This is a genomic window from Rhizobium sp. P2_G2 (assembly GCF_056403555.1).
In genome coordinates this window covers 88,480-105,628 of the sequence record NZ_JBFUFF010000002.1, presented here as the reverse complement: position 1 = coordinate 105,628, position 17,149 = coordinate 88,480, and the positions used below count along the sequence as shown (strand labels likewise).

At 60.2% G+C, this 17,149-nt stretch carries 18 protein-coding genes and 1 tRNA gene; 6 read left to right on the top strand and 13 right to left on the bottom strand.

Features of this window, described 5'->3' with window-relative positions; translation table 11 throughout:
* Positions 1–18: 18 nt before the first annotated feature.
* From AC1D06_RS02850 to AC1D06_RS02810, 9 genes are all read right to left on the bottom strand, one after another.
* Positions 19–1,005, bottom strand: coding sequence for a branched-chain amino acid ABC transporter permease (locus AC1D06_RS02850; protein WP_477984869.1), 987 nt, complete (start codon positions 1,003–1,005; stop codon positions 19–21).
* Positions 1,002–1,880: a branched-chain amino acid ABC transporter permease gene (locus AC1D06_RS02845; RefSeq protein WP_477984867.1), complete on the bottom strand. Its 879-nt coding sequence runs from the start codon at positions 1,878–1,880 to the stop codon at positions 1,002–1,004. Before AC1D06_RS02845 ends, AC1D06_RS02850 begins: the two co-directional genes overlap by 4 nt.
* The gene (locus AC1D06_RS02840; RefSeq protein ID WP_477984865.1) at positions 1,877–2,587 is read right to left on the bottom strand and encodes an ABC transporter ATP-binding protein; all 711 of its coding nucleotides are present in this window, start codon (positions 2,585–2,587) and stop codon (positions 1,877–1,879) included. Before AC1D06_RS02840 ends, AC1D06_RS02845 begins: the two co-directional genes overlap by 4 nt.
* Positions 2,568–3,305, bottom strand: coding sequence for an ABC transporter ATP-binding protein (locus tag AC1D06_RS02835; protein ID WP_477984864.1), 738 nt, complete (start codon positions 3,303–3,305; stop codon positions 2,568–2,570). Before AC1D06_RS02835 ends, AC1D06_RS02840 begins: the two co-directional genes overlap by 20 nt.
* A 69-nt stretch (positions 3,306–3,374) precedes the next feature.
* The gene (locus tag AC1D06_RS02830) at positions 3,375–4,673 is read right to left on the bottom strand and encodes an ABC transporter substrate-binding protein (protein WP_477984862.1); all 1,299 of its coding nucleotides are present in this window, start codon (positions 4,671–4,673) and stop codon (positions 3,375–3,377) included.
* 80 nt (positions 4,674–4,753) lie between these two features.
* Entirely contained in the window at positions 4,754–5,188 is a 435-nt protein-coding gene (locus tag AC1D06_RS02825; protein ID WP_477984860.1) for a carboxymuconolactone decarboxylase family protein, read from the bottom strand.
* A gap of 73 nt (positions 5,189–5,261) precedes the next feature.
* On the bottom strand, positions 5,262–6,017 hold the full coding sequence (locus AC1D06_RS02820; RefSeq protein WP_477984858.1) for an SDR family NAD(P)-dependent oxidoreductase: 756 nt from the start codon (positions 6,015–6,017) through the stop codon (positions 5,262–5,264).
* An 81-nt stretch (positions 6,018–6,098) separates the two neighbouring features.
* Positions 6,099–6,887 carry an SDR family NAD(P)-dependent oxidoreductase gene (locus tag AC1D06_RS02815; protein ID WP_477984856.1) on the bottom strand — a complete coding sequence of 263 codons (789 nt, stop codon included), beginning with the start codon at positions 6,885–6,887 and terminating at the stop codon, positions 6,099–6,101.
* A gap of 9 nt (positions 6,888–6,896) precedes the next feature.
* The gene (locus tag AC1D06_RS02810; RefSeq protein WP_477984854.1) at positions 6,897–8,081 is read right to left on the bottom strand and encodes a serine hydrolase domain-containing protein; all 1,185 of its coding nucleotides are present in this window, start codon (positions 8,079–8,081) and stop codon (positions 6,897–6,899) included.
* Between the two features lie 307 nt (positions 8,082–8,388).
* On the opposite strand from AC1D06_RS02810, the gene AC1D06_RS02805 reads away from it, so the two are divergent.
* Complete coding sequence (locus AC1D06_RS02805) at positions 8,389–9,084, top strand: GntR family transcriptional regulator (RefSeq protein WP_477984852.1); 696 nt, start codon at positions 8,389–8,391, stop codon at positions 9,082–9,084.
* A gap of 3 nt (positions 9,085–9,087) precedes the next feature.
* Here the strand turns inward: AC1D06_RS02805 and AC1D06_RS02800 are convergent, their stop codons facing one another.
* A complete protein-coding gene (locus tag AC1D06_RS02800; RefSeq protein ID WP_477984850.1) occupies positions 9,088–9,894 on the bottom strand; it encodes an N-acyl homoserine lactonase family protein in 807 nt (268 codons plus the stop codon).
* Between the two features lie 187 nt (positions 9,895–10,081).
* Here AC1D06_RS02800 and AC1D06_RS02795 point away from each other — a divergent pair, with 187 nt between their 5' ends.
* Positions 10,082–11,092 carry an NAD(P)-dependent oxidoreductase gene (locus AC1D06_RS02795; RefSeq protein WP_477984848.1) on the top strand — a complete coding sequence of 337 codons (1,011 nt, stop codon included), beginning with the start codon at positions 10,082–10,084 and terminating at the stop codon, positions 11,090–11,092.
* Positions 11,093–11,208: 116 nt separating this feature from the next.
* Here the strand turns inward: AC1D06_RS02795 and AC1D06_RS02790 are convergent.
* Both AC1D06_RS02790 and AC1D06_RS02785 read right to left on the bottom strand, forming a co-directional pair.
* Positions 11,209–11,285, bottom strand: a tRNA-Arg gene (locus AC1D06_RS02790).
* A 194-nt stretch (positions 11,286–11,479) separates the two neighbouring features.
* A complete protein-coding gene (locus AC1D06_RS02785) occupies positions 11,480–12,919 on the bottom strand; it encodes a sensor histidine kinase (protein WP_477985058.1) in 1,440 nt (479 codons plus the stop codon).
* Positions 12,920–13,165: 246 nt separating this feature from the next.
* On the opposite strand from AC1D06_RS02785, the gene rpmH reads away from it, so the two are divergent.
* The 4 genes from rpmH to AC1D06_RS02765 all read left to right on the top strand — a co-directional run bounded on the left by rpmH (position 13,166) and on the right by AC1D06_RS02765 (position 16,510).
* The gene (gene rpmH / locus AC1D06_RS02780) at positions 13,166–13,306 is read left to right on the top strand and encodes a 50S ribosomal protein L34 (protein WP_477879282.1); all 141 of its coding nucleotides are present in this window, start codon (positions 13,166–13,168) and stop codon (positions 13,304–13,306) included.
* Positions 13,307–13,328: 22 nt separating this feature from the next.
* Positions 13,329–13,727, top strand: coding sequence for a ribonuclease P protein component (gene rnpA / locus AC1D06_RS02775; protein WP_477879283.1), 399 nt, complete (start codon positions 13,329–13,331; stop codon positions 13,725–13,727).
* A complete protein-coding gene (gene yidC / locus AC1D06_RS02770) occupies positions 13,711–15,489 on the top strand; it encodes a membrane protein insertase YidC (RefSeq protein WP_477879284.1) in 1,779 nt (592 codons plus the stop codon). Before rnpA ends, yidC begins: the two co-directional genes overlap by 17 nt.
* A gap of 124 nt (positions 15,490–15,613) precedes the next feature.
* Positions 15,614–16,510, top strand: a complete 897-nt coding sequence (locus tag AC1D06_RS02765) for a DMT family transporter (RefSeq protein WP_477984846.1) — start codon at positions 15,614–15,616, stop codon at positions 16,508–16,510.
* Between the two features lie 38 nt (positions 16,511–16,548).
* Here AC1D06_RS02765 and AC1D06_RS02760 read toward each other — a convergent pair whose 3' ends face one another.
* The gene (locus AC1D06_RS02760; RefSeq protein ID WP_477984844.1) at positions 16,549–17,145 is read right to left on the bottom strand and encodes a 2'-5' RNA ligase family protein; all 597 of its coding nucleotides are present in this window, start codon (positions 17,143–17,145) and stop codon (positions 16,549–16,551) included.
* Between the last annotated feature and the right edge of the window lie 4 nt (positions 17,146–17,149).

The following is a 17,149-nucleotide window of genomic DNA, read 5'->3' as shown; positions in this document are numbered from 1 at the left end:
TCTCCCTTGAGAAAAATTCTATTGTCGTTCCGGCGGCATGCGCCGGGTGGCAAGCAGCTCAAAGCCCAATCCAGACTTCACCACGCCCCAAAGCCCCTTGGGCGCAAAAAGCATGGTGAGGACTGCGGCCGCACCCAGCAACATCAGGTAGAGATTGCCGGTCCCCGAGAACCAGGCGCGCAAGAGGAAATAGATTACCGTGCCAATGAGCGGCCCCTCGACAGTGCCGACGCCGCCGATGATGACGATGAACAGCATCACGACCATCCAGTTCGGATCAAAGGCGGCGCCGGGCTCGACGTGAAAAACCGACATATAATAGGTTGCGCCGGCTACACCGGCGAAACCGCCGGCGAGTACAAAGCCGAAGAAGCGGGTCCACCAGACATCGATGCCAACTGCTGCGGCCGTGCCTTCATTGTCGCGTACGGCTGCGAGAGCAAGGCCAAGGCGGCTGTGCGAGAGCCAGTAGAGACCGAAGACCGCCACGAACGCCAGTGTCGCTGCCGCGTAGAAAGTGGAAATGGCGACGAGAGATCGATCCATCCCGCGAGTGGCGACCAGCGGCAAGCCGCTGACGGACCCCAGCCAGTCGTTCTGCGCGATATATAGCCTGACAATTTCGGCGATCACCCAGATGCTGATGGCGAAATAGGCATCCCGCAAGCGGAAGACGAATGGTGAGATCAGCGCTGCGGCCCCGCCGCAGAACAGGAAGGCGACAGGCAGCAACAGAAATGGATTGAGACCCAGGCGGTCGGAGACCACGAAGACGAAATAGGCGCCGAGGCCAATGAACAGCTGTTGGCCAAAGGACATCAAGCCCACATAGCCGGCCAGGAAATTCCAACTCTGTGCGAAGGCAAAGACGGTGAAGATCTCGATCGTCAGCCGGAGATTACCTTCCGCAACAAGCTCGGGCATCGCCAGCAGCAACAGGAAAGACGTGATGGCGCAGAGCGCGATGAACCGGCTGCGCGTGCGTGAACTGGGCAACGCGTTCATTTGCGGAAAATCCTCGGATGGAAGGTAGCCGACAGCCCCTTGGGAGACAGTATCAGAATGATGAAGAACACAATGTGCCCGTACATCAGGCCCGCGGCGGGATCGATCTTGAGTGCAACAAGCTGGGTCACCCCCAACACGATGCCGCCGATGAACATGCCCCAGAAAGAACCCAGCCCGCCTATCACCACCACTTCGAAGGCGATGAGCAGACGATCGGCTCCAGAATAGGGCGTGAACGAGCCGCGCATGGCAAGCAGGACCCCGGCGACCGCCGAAAGTGCAAGAGCCAGACCCATCGCGATCGAATAGACGCTGCGGTAATTGACCCCGAGCAACTGGACGACCTGGTAGTCATCAGCCGTCGCACGAATGATGCGTCCCATGCGCGACTTGTTCAGCCAGAAGCGGAGTGCGGCAAACAGGAACAGCGCGATCAACAGGACCACCACAGGGAGAACACCGAGCCGCATGCCGAGGAAATTGAAGCCCCAGAAGCGCATGTCGCCGACATTGATCGACTGGCTGTTGGCGCCGAACCACTCGACCATGCCATTGCGCAGCACGATCGCAAGACCGAAGGTCAACAGGATCTGCGGAATCTGATCGTGACCGAGAACCCGGTTGATCAACAGTCTCTGCATCACGATACCGAGCCCAAAGGCGATGGCGGCCACCGGCAGAATTACGACGATGGGATGCAAGGGCATCCAAGGATAAAGATAGAGGCCAATGAAGGCAGCAGAGACAATGAAATCGCCTTGGGCAACGTTGACGACGCGCATGACGCCGAAGGCAAAACCGAGACCGAGACCAATCAGAGCATAGAGACCACCCAGGAGTATGCCGTTTACGACGGTTTCGAGCCAGATCATGCGTGCTGCTCCGTTCCGAAATAGGCCGCGGTGATCTCTTCCATCGAAAGCGATCGGGGATCGCCCTGAAGGCTGACGCGTCCTTCAAGCAGGCAATAGATTTTCTGCGAGGCGTTGCAGGCCTGAGCCACGCTCTGCTCGATCAGCACGATAGAGACGCCGCTGGCGCGAATGGCATCAAAGCAGCGATAGATGTCACCGATAATCTTGGGCGCGAGGCCGAGCGAAATCTCGTCGCATAGCAAAAGCCGCGGATTGGTCATCAGCGCGCGACCGATCGCAACCATCTGCTGCTGGCCACCGGAAAGCGTCGAGGCCTGCATGTGGCGCAGTTCGCCGAGGCGCGGGAAAAGCGCGTAGACCGCCTTGATGGTCCAGGGCCCTTTCCGGCGTGTCGAGGCACCGACAATCAGGTTGTCCTCGACGGTCAGCGACCCGAACAGCCGGCGGCCTTCCGGTACCATGGTGATCCCCTGGCAGGCGATGAGGTCGGCACGCAGGCGGCTGATATCGGCCCCACCAAAGATCACCTTGCCACGCTTTTGCGTATTGAGGCCGCTAATCGCATTGAGCAGGGTGGATTTACCGGCCCCGTTAGCGCCAATGATGGCGATCGTCTGACCCTCGTCGACATCGAGGCTGACTCCGCGAACGGCATGGAAATCGCCATAGAACACGTCCAGATTTTCAAGCGACAGCAGGGACATCGAGGATGGCTCCCATATAAATTTCCTGGACGGCCGCATCGGCCATGACGTCTGCTGGCGTACCCCCGGCGATCATGCGGCCGGCATTGATCGCCAAAACGCGATCGGCGGCGGCAGATAGCGCATGCATGACATGCTCGATCCAGATGATGGCCAAGTCCTGCTTGATCGACACGATGAGATCCACCAGCTGGATGACCTCGGCCTCGGTCAATCCGCCGGCGATCTCGTCGAGAAGCAGAAGGCGCGGCTTGAGGGCCATGGCCCTGGCAAGCTCCAGCCGCTTTCGATCGAGTAGCGGCAAGGATCCCGCCAGCAGGTTGGCCCGAGCCGCAAGCCCGGAACGCTTGAGGATGTCGAAGGCGAAGTCGCCAGCGTCGCGCCCCTTGCGCCCACCTCCGAAACTCGTCGCGGTTAGGACGTTTTCATAGGCCGTCAACTGGCCGAAGGGCTGCGGCACCTGGTAGGTGCGGCCAATGCCAAGCCGGGTGCGTTCGAATTGCGACCGCTTCGTCACATCGACCCCATCCAGCCGGATCGTGCCCGTCTGCGGCTGGATCACGCCAGCCAGAATGTTGAAGACCGAAGTCTTCCCCGCTCCGTTCGGGCCGATGATTCCGAGACATTCGGACTTTGCGACCGAGAAGGTCAGATTGTCCGCCACGACGATCGAGCCGAAACTGCGGGATATGCCATCGGCTTGCAGGACAGATGCCAACAAAACCTCCATTGACTGAAACGACGGCAGGGCACCCATGTGCCCCGCCAGGTTTTGCACGGGCGCGCGTCAGCGGAACTTCGACAGGGGCAGGAACTCTTTCTGCACCGGAACCTGAGGCGCCGTGACGTTATTGGTCACATAAAGCTCGTAGGGGAACTTGCTGCCTTCAGCATTGCGATGCCACTGACCCATCGTCACCCAGGTATTGGCGACAGACTTCATCTTCGAATTCTTGAAATCGACCTTGCCGATAACCGTGTCGAGATCAAGCCCGGCAATCGCGTCGCGCACGGCGGCGCGGTTCTTCGGATCGCCCGAGGCGCGCAACGCGGCAAGACCCACTTCCCATATCGCGTGATGATAACCCATCGGCTGAGCCCATTGCTTGCCGGTCGATTTTTCGTAGGAGGTGCAAAACTCGATCGCACTCTGGCCGGTCAGGCTCGACTTGAACGGCAGCTGGCTGTTGAACCAGATTTCGGTCGACATGCCGGCGCCGCGATCGCCGAGCACTTCCACGCCGCTCGGGAAGACGAAGGCGGCCGCGATGGTCACCGCATCGAGTTCGAGCCCGGCCTGTTGAGCCTGTCCCCAGAACGTGGCCAAATGCTGCGGAAAGACAAGACCGGTTACGATCTTGGCGCCGCCGTCGCGGAACGCCGCGACCTGGTTCGAGAAGTCATCGACTTGTTCCTTGAAGAGACCGCCAGGCACTTCCTTGAAGCCAGCACCCTGCAAGGAAGCAGTCATGCCGCCAGAGAAACCGCGACCGAAGTCATTGTCTTCGTAGAACGTGCCGACAACCTTGTCGATGCCGGAGGATCCCCACATGCCGATATAGTTCTTGATGATGTCGGCGCCGCTCCAGAAGAACAGGAAGCTCCAGGGATAGCCCTTTTCCGGGCTCGACCCGCGCGCCGCATAGAAGGGTTCCCATTGCAGGATGGTGGAAATGGCCGGCGTGCCGTTCTGGTCACAGATTTCAAGCGCCGGTGCTGCGAGACCGTCGGCTACCAGCAGAAGATCGACATTCTCGCGTAGGACGAGTTCGTTGCCCAGGCTGCCCATGCGGTTCGGATCCGACTGGCTGTCGCGCGACAGGATCTCGACCGCATAGCGCTTGCCGCCAATCTCAATGCCGTCTTTCAGGTATTCTTTGATCTGATCCACGACCCAGGGCGCGGTTTCGGCGAAATTGGCGCGCATGCCGGTGAACTGGTCGATATAGCCAATGCGGATCGTGTCCGTCGTCGCCGCTCTGGCAATATACGGCATGCCGAGCGTTGCGGCGGCGCCACTGGCGGCGATCCCCTTGATGACCTGGCGGCGGCTTGCGAACGCCTTCTCCCATTTGTTCCTGCTCATGTTCATTCCTCCCTCTAGGTGCGGAAAGCGTTCCGCGTTGCCATTTGTATGACCGTCTCACCGTGCGCTAAGCTGCACGGTCAGGGTGTATTGGTACTGCTTCCCCCTGCCGGCAGGACTTTCATGTCGATCAGGACCTCGTTTGCCGCCTTGAAGGCGTCGAGACCCGCTGGAATGCCGCAATAGATGGTGGCGTGCAGCAGCACTTCGCGGATCTGGTCGGCGGTCACGCCGTTGTTGACTGCGCCGCGCACATGCAGCTTGATCTCGGCGGCGCGATTGAGCGCCGTCAGCATGGCAAGGTTGAGCATGCTGCGCGTCTTGAGGTCGAGTCCGTCGCGGCCCCATGCATAGCCCCAGCACCATTCGGTGGTGATGCGCTGGAAGGCCATCATGAAATCGTTCGCCGAGGCGATCGACTTGTCCACATATTCAGAGCCGAGCACCTGCCGGCGTAGTGTAAGGCCTCGTGCAAAGAGGCCCTTCATAGTGTCATCTTCCGATTGCGTGTTCATATCCGTTTCCCCGTTTGGTGACCGCGCTCAACAACCCGGATAGTGATGGCCCGATCGACCGTATGACCGACGCTCACATCGATTTCACCGAAATGCCGCCGTCTACATGCAGCACCTCGCCTGTAATGAACCCGGCATCTGGGCCGATGAGAAAGGCAATCGCTGCGGCGATCTCGTCTTCTTCGCCGAGCCGTCCGAGCGGCGTTTGCGCCCGGCGCTTCGCATAACCCGCCTCATTGACGATTTTACGCGCGCCCGGCGTCGCCACAGCACCCGGCGTCACGGCGTTGACCCTTATGCCGCGCGGTCCAAGTTCCACCGCGAGCTGGCGTGTGAGTGAGACAATCGCGCCTTTTACGGCGGTGTACGAAGCAGTATTGGCCATGCCGAGGTCGGCGACCGGAGAGGCAATGTTGACGATGGTGGCCTGGCCTTCGCGCCCGTGGGCCATCAACGCCTGCACACCCCAGAAAGCGGCCTTCACGCCGACAGCCAGCATCCGGTCGAGCACGTCTTCCTCGATGGCTTCAACCGGCCCGTAACGAATCCACATGGCATCATTGACGACCCCGGTCAGGGAACCAAAGGTTTCAGACAGCTCTTTGGCTGCACTGAAAACGGCGGCGCGGTCCGCCACGTCGGCTGCCAGCGCAAGCGCCTTGCCCCCGCTGGCAACGATCAACGCCGCCGTCTCCTGTGCAGTTTCCGCGACGATGTCAAGGACACCAACCGCAGCACCCAGCGATGCGAGCTTTTCAGCTGCGGCACGCCCGATGCCACGTCCCGCACCGGTAACAAGAACCACGTGATCGGAAAGTCGATGACCCACTACTTCTCCCCCAAAGGACACTTGGTCCCGTCATTCATTTCTTTTCCTGTCCGATCCACCGCTTCAGCGGGTCGGCTTCCTTCAATCTTCAAGTGCCGCCGGCACGCCGCCGTAGAGCGACCACAGTTGCGCTGCCAATGTGCCGGCATCGACTGAAACCTCTATTCCCGTAATCGCGGAAGCCTCGTCGGACAGCAGAAAGGCAATCGCATTGGCGACTTCCTCGGGACGTACAAGCCGCCCCAGCGCCGTCTGGCGTATCATCACATCGGGGTTGCGCTCGCCACGCGCATAGCTTGCCTCGACCGCCGGGGTCCGGGTTGGGCCAGGGCAGACCGTGTTGACGCGGATGCCATACCGACCCCAGGCGACGGCGAAATTCCGCGCCATGTTGATAATCCCGGCCTTGGTTGGGCCATAGGCCTGCAACGGCGAGGAATTGAATGCAGTAATCGATCCAACAGCGACGATCGCACCGCTACGCCGCGCCTGCATGCCACGGCCGAAGGCGGTCATGGTGCGGAAAGTGCCGGTCAGGTTGACGCGCACGATGTCATCCCATTCATCCGGATCCTGCGCCTCGGGCGAATGCGGATTTTCAAGATGGGCGGCCACGCAGGCCAGCGCCGAACAGGGACCAACCTCACGTTCGACAAAACGCGCTGCGGCCTCGATGCTTTCGGCATTGCCGATATCGATGCGAAAGGACACGGCACTGTATCTGGCGGCCACCTCGCGCGCCTGCGCCTGATCGCGATCCAGCACGACAACCCGCCATCCAGCGGCACTCAGACGCTTGACGCAGGCTTCACCAATACCACCCGCGCCTCCGGTGATTGCAACAATTCGCGGCGTATTATGTTCGCTCATGGTGCCGCCTCAAATGACCTTGTAAGCCGCTTCGATGATACGTCGCGCCCGCGGGCCATTGTCGGGTCGGGCATGCATCTTGTTGCAGGCATAGGCAAAGCCCAGCTTCGCATCGGGATCCCCCAAGCCAATCGAACCACCGAAACCGTGATGCCCGAAGGATCTGGCATTGGGACCCATCCAGACAGACTGTTCAGTGTTGAGCAGGATGCCCCGACCCTGGTGATACGGACGCTGCTGCATCTGCTCTGTCTGGTTATGTTGTTCGGTGATCATGTCGGCGACCGTTTCAGGGCGCATGATCGTCACATTACCCAGGCTGCCACCGCGAGCGATTGCGCCATAGATCGTGGCGATGGAGCGCGCGGTGCCATGACCGTTGGCACTGGCGATCTCAGCCTGGCGCCAGGGCCGTGAATTCAGCGTGACGGCGATGTGTTCGTCGGGATGTTGCAAGAAGCCCTTCGCAAGCAACGAATCCGGCTCGCTGTCCTTGCGCGCGAACAACGTGCCTTCGACCGTTGGGACCAGTTCGGCACAACGGCCCATGTCCAGTTCGCTGAGCCCGCCGATCCGATAATCCAGGCCGAGTGGCGCGATAAGTTCGTCGGCAATGAACTGCGGATAGCGTTTGCCGGTGATCCTGCGGACGATTTCGCCGAGAATATTGCCCTGTGTGTGAATGTGGTAGGCAGCAGTCGTGCCGGGCGTCCAGATCGGCGCCTGGCGTTCAAGCGCCGCCACGATGGCATCGCAATCGAAGATGGCGCCGCGCCACAGCGGCTCCAGCACGACCGGCAGGCCGGCTGTATGATCGAGCACGTGCCGGATGAGCACGCCTTCCTTGCCATTCTGCGCGAATTCCGGCCAGTAGCGCGCCACCGGCTCTTCCGGATCGACAAGTCCGCGATCAATGAGAATGTTGAATGCGATGCCGGAAATGCCCTTTGCGACCGACATCATGCAAACGATAGTGTCGGCCTCCCAAGGCTTCCGGAAGGCCGCATCGCGATAGCCGCCCCAGATATCGACCACTTTGCGGCCATCGACAAAAAGAGCCGTGGCCGAGCCGATTTCCTCTTCCGCGGAATAGTTCTCGATGAAGGCATCGACAACGTTTCTGAACGCAGGATCATGGCTGCCGCTGAAACGGTATTCGTGTCCGCTTGTCGACAGGGCCTCATCTACTTGCATTGTCGTTGCCTCCCTCAACTCACCACGATTCTTTTATTGATTGTATGACAGACTGTCAATATGACATAGGACAATATGACGAAACACTCGAAGACGGAATGAGGATCAGAGAAGGTAAGCGCTGTGCGCCAGAAAATTACGGATCCGCCTGCCGCCTGCCTGCGGATATCTGCAAACACAAACTTGGACCCGCCTGTTCTTTGACATACAAAAATACAGTATGACAAAATTGAGATTCGCGAGCCGTCTGGAGAAGGCCGAGCGATTGTCGTACGGAGTGAGGCAGGAAAGCGGAGAGGAATCGAACATGACCATGCAAAGCGCTCAAGACGATCTTTCCATGCGCGTGCAGACCCTGCCAGGGCGGCGCGAGCAAGTTGCGGATCGCCTGCGCATGGCGATTGCGTCAGGACGGTTCCCGGCAGGGACAAGACTGATCGAACGCGAACTTTGCGAGATGATGGGTGTTTCCCGCACGTCGCTGCGCGAGGCCTTGCGCGAGCTCCAGGCTGACGGCCTTATCACCTTGCAGCCCAACAAGGGCCTGAGTGTCAGTATTGTTACGGAACAGACGGCCCGCTCTATTTATGAAGTGCGTGCCATGCTCGAAGGCCTCGCAGCGCGGCTCTTCGCACGCAATGCCACACCGGATCAGATGAAAGCCTTGCGCGAGAGCGTTGATCGCCTCGTGGAAGTTTACGACAACTTCTCAACCGAGGCCTTCATCGCTGTAAAGACGCGTTTCTACGACATTCTCCTTGAAGGCGCTGGAAACGAAGTGGCTGCCGACATGTTGCGCAGGATACACACACGCGTGTCGCAATTGCGCGCCGTCCCGCTGCCCAATTCGGAGTTGGCGCGCCAATCAATTCGCGAACTACGCGCGTTTCTCGACGCGCTGGAGAGCCGTGACGAAGAGCGTGCCTGGCAGACCTGCCTTGTGCACGTGGAGTCCGCGGCCGCCGCAGTGCTGAAGTCGATTTCTCGTGAGAATGAAGGATAGAGCTCAAACCCTGATCGGAGGCAGATCCAAGCGTACGACATCGGGAAGGTCGGGCGAAAGAACTGGCCAGCGCAAGCGTACCTCTGGATCATGACCTGGGATGAGGAGTTCCTCGTTTCCGCCGGCCAGTTCCTCGCAACGGGCGAACCCCTCAAGCATCTCCCCTACGTGAAAGACGAGAGGGAAAGGCGCCCGGCGCTTACGGTTCTCGGAAAAGTGGAACGCATCCGATGCGAGCACCAGCGGCCCACGTTCGGTCGCGACCCTCACCACCTGCAGTCCACCCGTATGGCCACCCACCCGGTGCAGGGTGATGCCCGGAAACAGCTCCGATGTTCCGTCATGGAAACGCACCCTGCCCTCGTGAACGAGCTCGACCGCTTGCAACACGTCGCGCGTGTTGAAAGGCGCACGAAAACATGCGTGGCACATCGGCCGTCCCGTCGCATAGCTCATCTCGCCATCCTGAAGGTGGAAAGTAGCAGCCGGGAAAGCATCAAGTGATCCAGCGTGGTCATAGTGAAGATGCGTGAGCACGACATCCTTCACCTCTTCGGCCACGATCCCAGCTTTCCGTAGCAGCGCCGCAGGCTCATAGAGGTGGATGCGGCCCCGCTCTCGCGCTGCTTCCGCAGAGAAGCCCGTGTCGACCACGACGACGCGCCCCTGTCCCCGGATCGCCCATACATAATAGTCCAGCGGCATCGGGCCATCGTGCAGATCCATGCCAGGCATGAAGTTTTCCTGGCGCGGGCGCTCGGGCGCGGTTGTTGCATAGCGCAGTGCCAGCACCTCGTATGTGGTGTTCACAGAGTCCTCCATATCAGTTCACCATCTTGATTAGCATACTGTCAGGCTGTATGACAATCTTTCAACGCGGCTCTGCTGACCGGCTATTTAAAACGGAGGAATTCGATGAGGTTTCGGCGATTGCGCCTCGAGCCGCTGTCTGCGCGCTCGGTGCAGGCCCTGCCCCGGGCGGAATACCATCCAAAAAATGACGTTGCCCCTCAAACATCCGCGAATTGGTCACAACTCTAAGGCCGACCGCTTCACCCACAATGAAAGGCAGAACATGCAACAGACTCCCAGGATCGGGTTCATCGGGCTCGGCGCGATGGGTCAACCGATGGCAGCGCGCTTGGCGTCTGCCGGCTATGTGCTGACCGTGATCGATGCCGATGCCGCGCGCACCGCTGAGGTCGCGAAAGAGGTTGGAGCGAGACCGGGGAGCACGCCCGCCGAAGTCGCCCGCGGGGCCGACATCGTCGTGACCATGTTGCCGAGCAGCGCCGTGGTCGAGAAGGTTCTTAACGGCACGGAAGGAGTACTGGCGGGAATTGGATCGGACGGACTGATCCTGGAAATGTCGAGTGGCGTGCCGGATATGACCCGCGCCCTCGCGGATGCCGCGGCCAGAAAGGGTGTTGTTCTTGTGGACGCGCCAGTCTCGGGCGGCGTTGGCCGCGCCCGGACGGGTGAACTTGCCATCATGTTTGGTGGCGATGATGTGGCCTTCGTCCGGGCAAAGCCTGTCCTCGATACTATGGGTTCTTCAATTATCCGGACCGGCTCCGTCGGCAGCGCGCATGCCATGAAGGCGCTCAACAATCTCGTCAGCGCCGGCGGCTTTCTGATCGGCATCGAGGCCCTGCTGATCGGCAAGCGCTTCGGGCTCGACCCCGCGCTGATGGTTGACGCCCTCAATGTCTCAACCGGCATGAACAACTCGACGCAGAAAAAATTCAAGCAGTTCGTTTTGTCGCGCAAGTTCGACGCCGGCTTCGGCCTCGACCTCATGGTGAAAGATCTCGGCATCGCGCTCGGCGTAGCGGAGGCAACGAACACGCCGTCGCCGTTTTCCAGTCTTTGCCGCAACATCTGGGGTGACGCTCAGAAGATGCTTGGCAACGGTCAGGATCACACTGCCCTAGCGCGTTTCTGCGAATCGGTCGCTGGAAGCGAGCTTGCCGACGAGACCACGAGCCCTGGTGATCGCGTGTCATGAACGCAACTCGCAGCGATCATGATATGGCTAAGATGAATGTCGATCGGCCTTAGCTTATTTCCCGCAAAAATGAATTCAAGATTCATCCGAAATGTCAATGAAATCAGCTATTTAAATGGCGCGCCCGAAGAGATTCGAACTCCTGACCCCCAGATTCGTAGTCTGGTGCTCTATCCAGCTGAGCTACGGGCGCCTGCCGCAGCGGAGCGTGTCCGCTGACGTGGCGCTCTCCTAGAGAATTGCTTGGAGGAAAGCAAGCGCATTCTCGAAAAAAATTGCAGGAAAAGATTCCGGCCTGAGCTGTTGCGGCAAAATTACGAATTAAAAACAGATGGTTACTCTGCCGCAAAAAGCGTCACGACCTGCCTTGACCGAGACCATAGTCGATCAACCGCCCGTCCGGTCCGGCAGTTCGAAACGGAAGCGGGTGCCGCGCTCCTGCTTTTCCTCGAGCACGATCCAGCCGCCATGTGCCTCGATCAATTCGCGGGCAATGGCGAGGCCGAGGCCGGTGCCGCCGGCGCGGACGGAGCCGCGGAAGGCGGAGAAGAGGTTGTCCTTGGCCTTTTGCGGCATGCCGGGGCCGTTGTCGTCGACGGTAATGTGGACGCCGTTGTCGTCGCGCGAAGCGGAGATGGTGACGCGCTTTTCCTCGCTGGTGTCGGTTTCCAGCGCCTGGGCGGAGTTGCGGCAGAGATTGTAGAGGACACGGAACAACTGCTCGGGATCGGCGTCGACTTCGAGATCGCGGGCGACATCATTGGCGAAGGCCACTTCGGTGCCGGCGCTCAGGCCCAGGATTTCGCCGGCGTCTTCCACCAGCGGCCGCAGCTTGATGCGGTTGACGCGCGGCTGGGTTTCGCTGGCCCGGCCATAGGCCAGCACTTCCGAGGAATAGCCGATGGCGCGGCCAAGCGTGCGCACCAGTTTTGACGACAAGCCCTTGACCACGGGGTCGCCGACATCGGCGAGCCGGTCCGACATCAGCTGCGCCGAGGAGAGGATGTTGCGCATGTCGTGATTGATCTTGGAGACGGCGAGACCGAGGTCGGCAAGGTTCTTCTGCTGGCGGATGGTTTTCTGCAGGTCCATCTGCATGGCGGCGAGATGGCGGCCGGCGAGCGACAGTTCATCCGTGCCTTTGGGTGGCGTCATCACCGCGGACGGATTGGCGGGATCGAGCGCAAAACTCTGCATGCTTGCCGTCATCCGCGCCACCGGCCGGATCAGCACGCGGTTGATGACGAGGAAGATCAGTGTCGCCGTCACCAGCGAGATGATCACCGAAAACAGGAGGATCTCGCGGCAGTAGACCAGCATCGCCTCGCGCAATGCCTTGTCTTCCATGACGAGCTCGATCTTCATCGGGCTGCCGCCGATCGGCCCGCGCACGGAAAACACCCGATCGCCGCCCCAGATGAGGGTCGAAAGCGCATCCAGCGCGTCGCCGACGAAATCCGGCTCGCTTAGGTCATATTGGGCGTTGACCATGGGCGGCACTTCGGAGACAACGATCATCCGCGTCATATCTTCCTTGTGCAGCACGATTGCCTTGGTACCGGTGGCCATCAGCGTTGAGTTCTGCAGCGGTCGCGGTAGATCGACCTTGGGCAGGCCGTCGATGACGATCGCGGCGGCGGCGGCGGTGTTCAGCCGGTCGCGCAGCCAGGAGACGCGCATGTTGCTCACGGAGGGTACGAAGATCAGGATTTCGGCAAGCAGCACGAAAGTGATGGTCAGCACCAGAAGCTGCGTCGACAGCCGTGAAGTGAAGGGCACGTCGTGGCGTTCGGTCGACGAGGCTTGCGGCTTCGGTCCCACGCTCATCTCCACGCTGCAACTCCAATGCGGCCCGTGCGATCTCTCGCGCCAGCTCGCACGTCATATCACAGAATCGCCGTTTGCCAACAAAGCCGCGGAAAATCCGCCGATCGGTTGACTTTGGCGGGCTTCGTCCATATAAGGCCGGCCACGTTCGGGAAGCCCGGTCTCGTCTGACGGCGGCGACGCATTTCCTGTTCGAATTCAGAACACGCTATCAAGAAGGGCCGCACTCCGCGGTAATTAAATAACATGGCAACAAAGCGTACCTACCAGCCTTCGAAGCTCGTCCGCAAGCGCCGGCACGGCTTCCGTGCCCGCCTCTCCACCACGGGTGGCCGCAAAGTCCTCGCCGCTCGTCGCAATCGTGGCCGCAAGCGGCTTTCCGCTTGACGCAATCGGACATCAAGGGCCGATGACGACCCGAAAAATTCAAAACATTGCCGGCCGGCTGAAAAGCCGGCCGGAATTTTTGCGCGTGCGTGATGGCGAGAGGCGCAAAGGCCGCTATTTCATCCTCGAAGTCCTGGACCGCAACGTGGCCGACGAGGCGCCGCGCGCCGGCTTCACCGTGACCAAGAAACAGGGCAATGCCGTGGTGCGCAACCGTATCCGGCGCCGCCTGAAAGAGGCGGTGCGGCTCTCCGCGCAGTTTGCAATGCAGCCGGGCCATGACTATGTGATCGTTGCGCATCGGGAGGCGCTTGGCGCCTCATTTGAAGAATTGACAAACGCGCTCTCAACGCGCATCTCCAGCCGGCAGAATTCCAAGGGCCGCCGACCATCGGGAAAGAGTGATGGAAAACAACCGTAATTATTATATCGCGATCGTTCTCTCCGTCCTGATCGTCTTCGTTTGGCAGTTCTTCTACATGGGCCCGAAGATGGAGCGCGAGCAGAAGCAGCAGCAGATCCAGCAGGCCGAACTCGCCAAACAGAAGAAGAGCGAAAAGCCGGCGATCGTCGATGACAATGGCAAGGTACCCGGCATCAATGACGGCGCGGTTCCCGTTGTCACCCGCGAGCAGGCGCTGGGCCAGGCCAAGCGCGTCGAGATCGACACCCCGGCGCTGACCGGCTCGATCAACCTGACCGGCGCCCGTTTCGATGACCTGAGGCTGAAGAAATATCGTGAGACGATCGACAAGAACAGCCCGATCATCACGCTGCTGAGCCCCGGCAATACGCATGACGGCTATTTCATCGAGCTCGGCTATATCGGCGGCGACAAGACCTCATCGATGCCGACGGCGAGCACCAATTGGACGGTGACTGGCAATACCAAACTGACGCCATCTACGCCGGTAACGCTTTCCTACACCAATACGGCCGGCGTGACCTTCGTGCGCGAGATCGCCGTTGACGATCACTACCTGTTCACCATCAAGGACACGATCAAGAACGACGGCAAGACCGACATTCCCCTCGCGCCTTATGGTCGTATCGCTCGCTACACGATTCCCACCACCCCTGCTGCCTGGGTGCTGCACGAAGGCTTTGTCGGCTGGCTGAACAATGGCCTGGCGGAAACCACCTGGGCCAAGGATACCGAGCCGGTGGCGCATGACGGCAGCAATGGCGGCTGGTTCGGCCTGACCGACAAATATTGGGCCGCCGCGATCATTCCGCAGCAGGACCTGACCTTCAACTCGAACTTCACCCATGTGCAGACTGGCCAGCAGCTGTTCCAGGCAGACTACCGCGAGCAGACCGGCAACATGTTGAAGGCTGGCGGATCCAGGACTCTGACCACCAAGGTCTTCGCGGGCGCCAAGGAAGTCGATGTCGTCAACGGCTATTTCAATGCCGGCATTGTGAAGTTCAACCTGTTGATCGACTGGGGCTGGTTCTGGTTCTTCACCCAGCCGATGTTCAAGCTGATGGACTTCCTCAACAAGTATTTCGGCAATTTCGGTCTCGCCATCCTGGCAACCACCGTCATCGTCAAGACGCTGTTCTTCCCGATCGCCAACCGGCAATATGCCTCGATGGCGAAGATGAAGAAGCTGCAGCCGAAGATGGAAGAACTGAAGGCGCGTCTCGGCGACGACCGCATGGCGATGCAGACCGCGACCATGGCGCTTTACAAGGAGGAGAAGGTCAATCCGCTTGCCGGATGCTGGCCCGTCCTGCTGCAGGTGCCGGTGTTCTTCGCACTGTATAAATGCATCTATATCACCATCGAGATGCGGCATGCGCCGTTCTTCGGCTGGATCCAGGATCTGTCGGCACCCGACCCGACGACGATCTTCAACCTCTTCGGGTTGATCCCCTGGACACCGCCGCATGCACTGATGCTTGGCGTCTGGCCGCTCGTCATGGGTTTCACCATGTTCCTGCAGATGCGCATGAACCCGACGCCGCCCGATCCGACCCAGGCGATGATCTTCAACTGGATGCCGCTGATTTTCATGTTCATGCTCGGCTCCTTCCCCGCCGGCCTGGTGATCTATTGGGCCTGGAACAACACGCTGTCGGTGGCGCAGCAGGCAATCATCATGAAGCGCAACGGCGCCAAGATCGAACTGTTCGACAACTTGAGACGGCTGGTGCAGCGAAAACCATCATCGGCATGAATGGCTGTTGAAAAGATGTGATGATTGACGAATGTCGCTTTTGGCTGCGGCATCCGGCATCAGAAAACGCTAATGAACGAGGCTTCCGGTCTATGCCGGGAGCCTTTTTCTTAGGAGAGTGAGGATGGAACGGGCGGTCGCCCAACATTCGCTGGCCGAGGAGCGCATCGGTGCGGTGCTGGTGTTCGGCTCGGCGGTGGCCTGGAGTTTCGGCGGCGCCATCGCACGCTATCTCACCATTGCCGACAGCTGGACGATCGTCTTCTGGCGCTGTCTGTTTGCCGGCCTGTTCCTCGTCGGCTTCCTGATCGCCCGCGATGGGCCGAAAGCGACGGTCGCGGCCTATCGCAACATGGGCGTTCCGGGCCTGGTCGTCGGCACCGGATTTGCCATCGCCTCCGTCTCGTTCATCATCGCCATCGGCTATACGACTGTCGCCAATGTCGTGCTCATTCAAGCGGCAACACCGCTCCTGGCGGCGCTGATGGCATGGGCGGTCTATCGCGAGCGGATCGCCGTCTCGACCTGGATCGCCATCGTCGCCGTCATCCTCGGCGTGGCCGTCATGGTTTCCGGATCGCTCGGCCAGGGCAAGTCATGGATCGGGACGGCGCTCGCCATGCTCATCCCGATCGTCTATGCGACGGCGACGGTCGTGACCCGGCGTTACAAAAATGTCCGGCAAGTGCCGGGCGTCAGCCTCGGCTGTTTCCTCGCCGTGGCGCTGGCGGCGACACAGGCCTCGTCCTTCCATGTGACATGGTCGGAAATGGCGATCCTGGCGGCCTTCGGCGTCTGCAATCTCGGGCTCGGCATGGCGCTCTGGGCCACCGGCGCGCGGATGGTGCCATCAGCGCTGGCGGCACTGCTCGGCACGGCCGAGACCATGCTCAGCCCGCTCTGGGTGGCGATCTTCCACCACGAGATTCCCGGCATCGAAACGCTGATCGGCGGGCTGATTATTCTCGTGGCGCTGATCGGTTACCTGCTCCTGGCGCTCAAGCGGCAGAACGTTTCCTAGAGAACCGACTTCCCATTGGCGCCGGTAATGCCGGCCGGTCAGTCGGACATCCTCACATCAGGCCAGAACCAGTCATATTTCGATTTGCCGACATGGCTGAAAATCAGGCTGGGTCTGTCCGCAATCCACTGGATCGGCTCCGTAAGCTCGAGTTTGGGAATGCTGGCGCGGTCCCAGATCATCGTCAGATGCGGCTTGAACGGTAGACCCGGCATTTTGGGTATATGCAGCTTTTCATGCAGGCGTCTTTCCAATTCCACCAGCGCCTCATTGCGTCGACTTGAACTGAGTACGATGGGGCGGCGCGACCCGTGGTCAAAGCTCTCCACCCGGTCGAACGAAATTTCGATTGGGTCGAACTGCATTTGCGACAGGACAGCGCCGATGGCGGCAATGATCCGGTCCGTGGGTTTTGGCGGTACTTCCAGGCGAGGCAGGGTCACGAGTGTCACATGAAATGTCTCCTCACGCCGCAATCTCCCCCTGAGCTTTCGAAGCTGCTTGAGGTCATTAGCCAAAACCGTGACCTGCGCCGCCACCGGCTCTGGCGGCGCCAGGACGATATAGAGGTTCGCACGGTTCTGGCTGAAGCTTGAACGGCGCGGCCCGCCGCGTGCGGATTGAGCATCCGGCATTTCA

Coding starts and splice junctions, on each gene's coding strand:
- AC1D06_RS02850 (WP_477984869.1), bottom strand. CDS start 1,005: ATGAACGCGTTGCCCAGTTCACGCACGCGCAGCCGGTTCATCGCGCTC.
- AC1D06_RS02845 (WP_477984867.1), bottom strand. CDS start 1,880: ATGATCTGGCTCGAAACCGTCGTAAACGGCATACTCCTGGGTGGTCTC.
- AC1D06_RS02840 (WP_477984865.1), bottom strand. CDS start 2,587: ATGTCCCTGCTGTCGCTTGAAAATCTGGACGTGTTCTATGGCGATTTC.
- AC1D06_RS02830 (WP_477984862.1), bottom strand. CDS start 4,673: ATGAGCAGGAACAAATGGGAGAAGGCGTTCGCAAGCCGCCGCCAGGTC.
- AC1D06_RS02825 (WP_477984860.1), bottom strand. CDS start 5,188: ATGAACACGCAATCGGAAGATGACACTATGAAGGGCCTCTTTGCACGA.
- AC1D06_RS02815 (WP_477984856.1), bottom strand. CDS start 6,887: ATGAGCGAACATAATACGCCGCGAATTGTTGCAATCACCGGAGGCGCG.
- AC1D06_RS02810 (WP_477984854.1), bottom strand. CDS start 8,081: ATGCAAGTAGATGAGGCCCTGTCGACAAGCGGACACGAATACCGTTTC.
- AC1D06_RS02805 (WP_477984852.1), top strand. CDS start 8,389: ATGACCATGCAAAGCGCTCAAGACGATCTTTCCATGCGCGTGCAGACC.
- AC1D06_RS02795 (WP_477984848.1), top strand. CDS start 10,082: ATGACGTTGCCCCTCAAACATCCGCGAATTGGTCACAACTCTAAGGCC.
- AC1D06_RS02785 (WP_477985058.1), bottom strand. CDS start 12,919: ATGAGCGTGGGACCGAAGCCGCAAGCCTCGTCGACCGAACGCCACGAC.
- rpmH (WP_477879282.1), top strand. CDS start 13,166: ATGGCAACAAAGCGTACCTACCAGCCTTCGAAGCTCGTCCGCAAGCGC.
- rnpA (WP_477879283.1), top strand. CDS start 13,329: ATGACGACCCGAAAAATTCAAAACATTGCCGGCCGGCTGAAAAGCCGG.
- yidC (WP_477879284.1), top strand. CDS start 13,711: ATGGAAAACAACCGTAATTATTATATCGCGATCGTTCTCTCCGTCCTG.
- AC1D06_RS02765 (WP_477984846.1), top strand. CDS start 15,614: ATGGAACGGGCGGTCGCCCAACATTCGCTGGCCGAGGAGCGCATCGGT.
- AC1D06_RS02760 (WP_477984844.1), bottom strand. CDS start 17,145: ATGCCGGATGCTCAATCCGCACGCGGCGGGCCGCGCCGTTCAAGCTTC.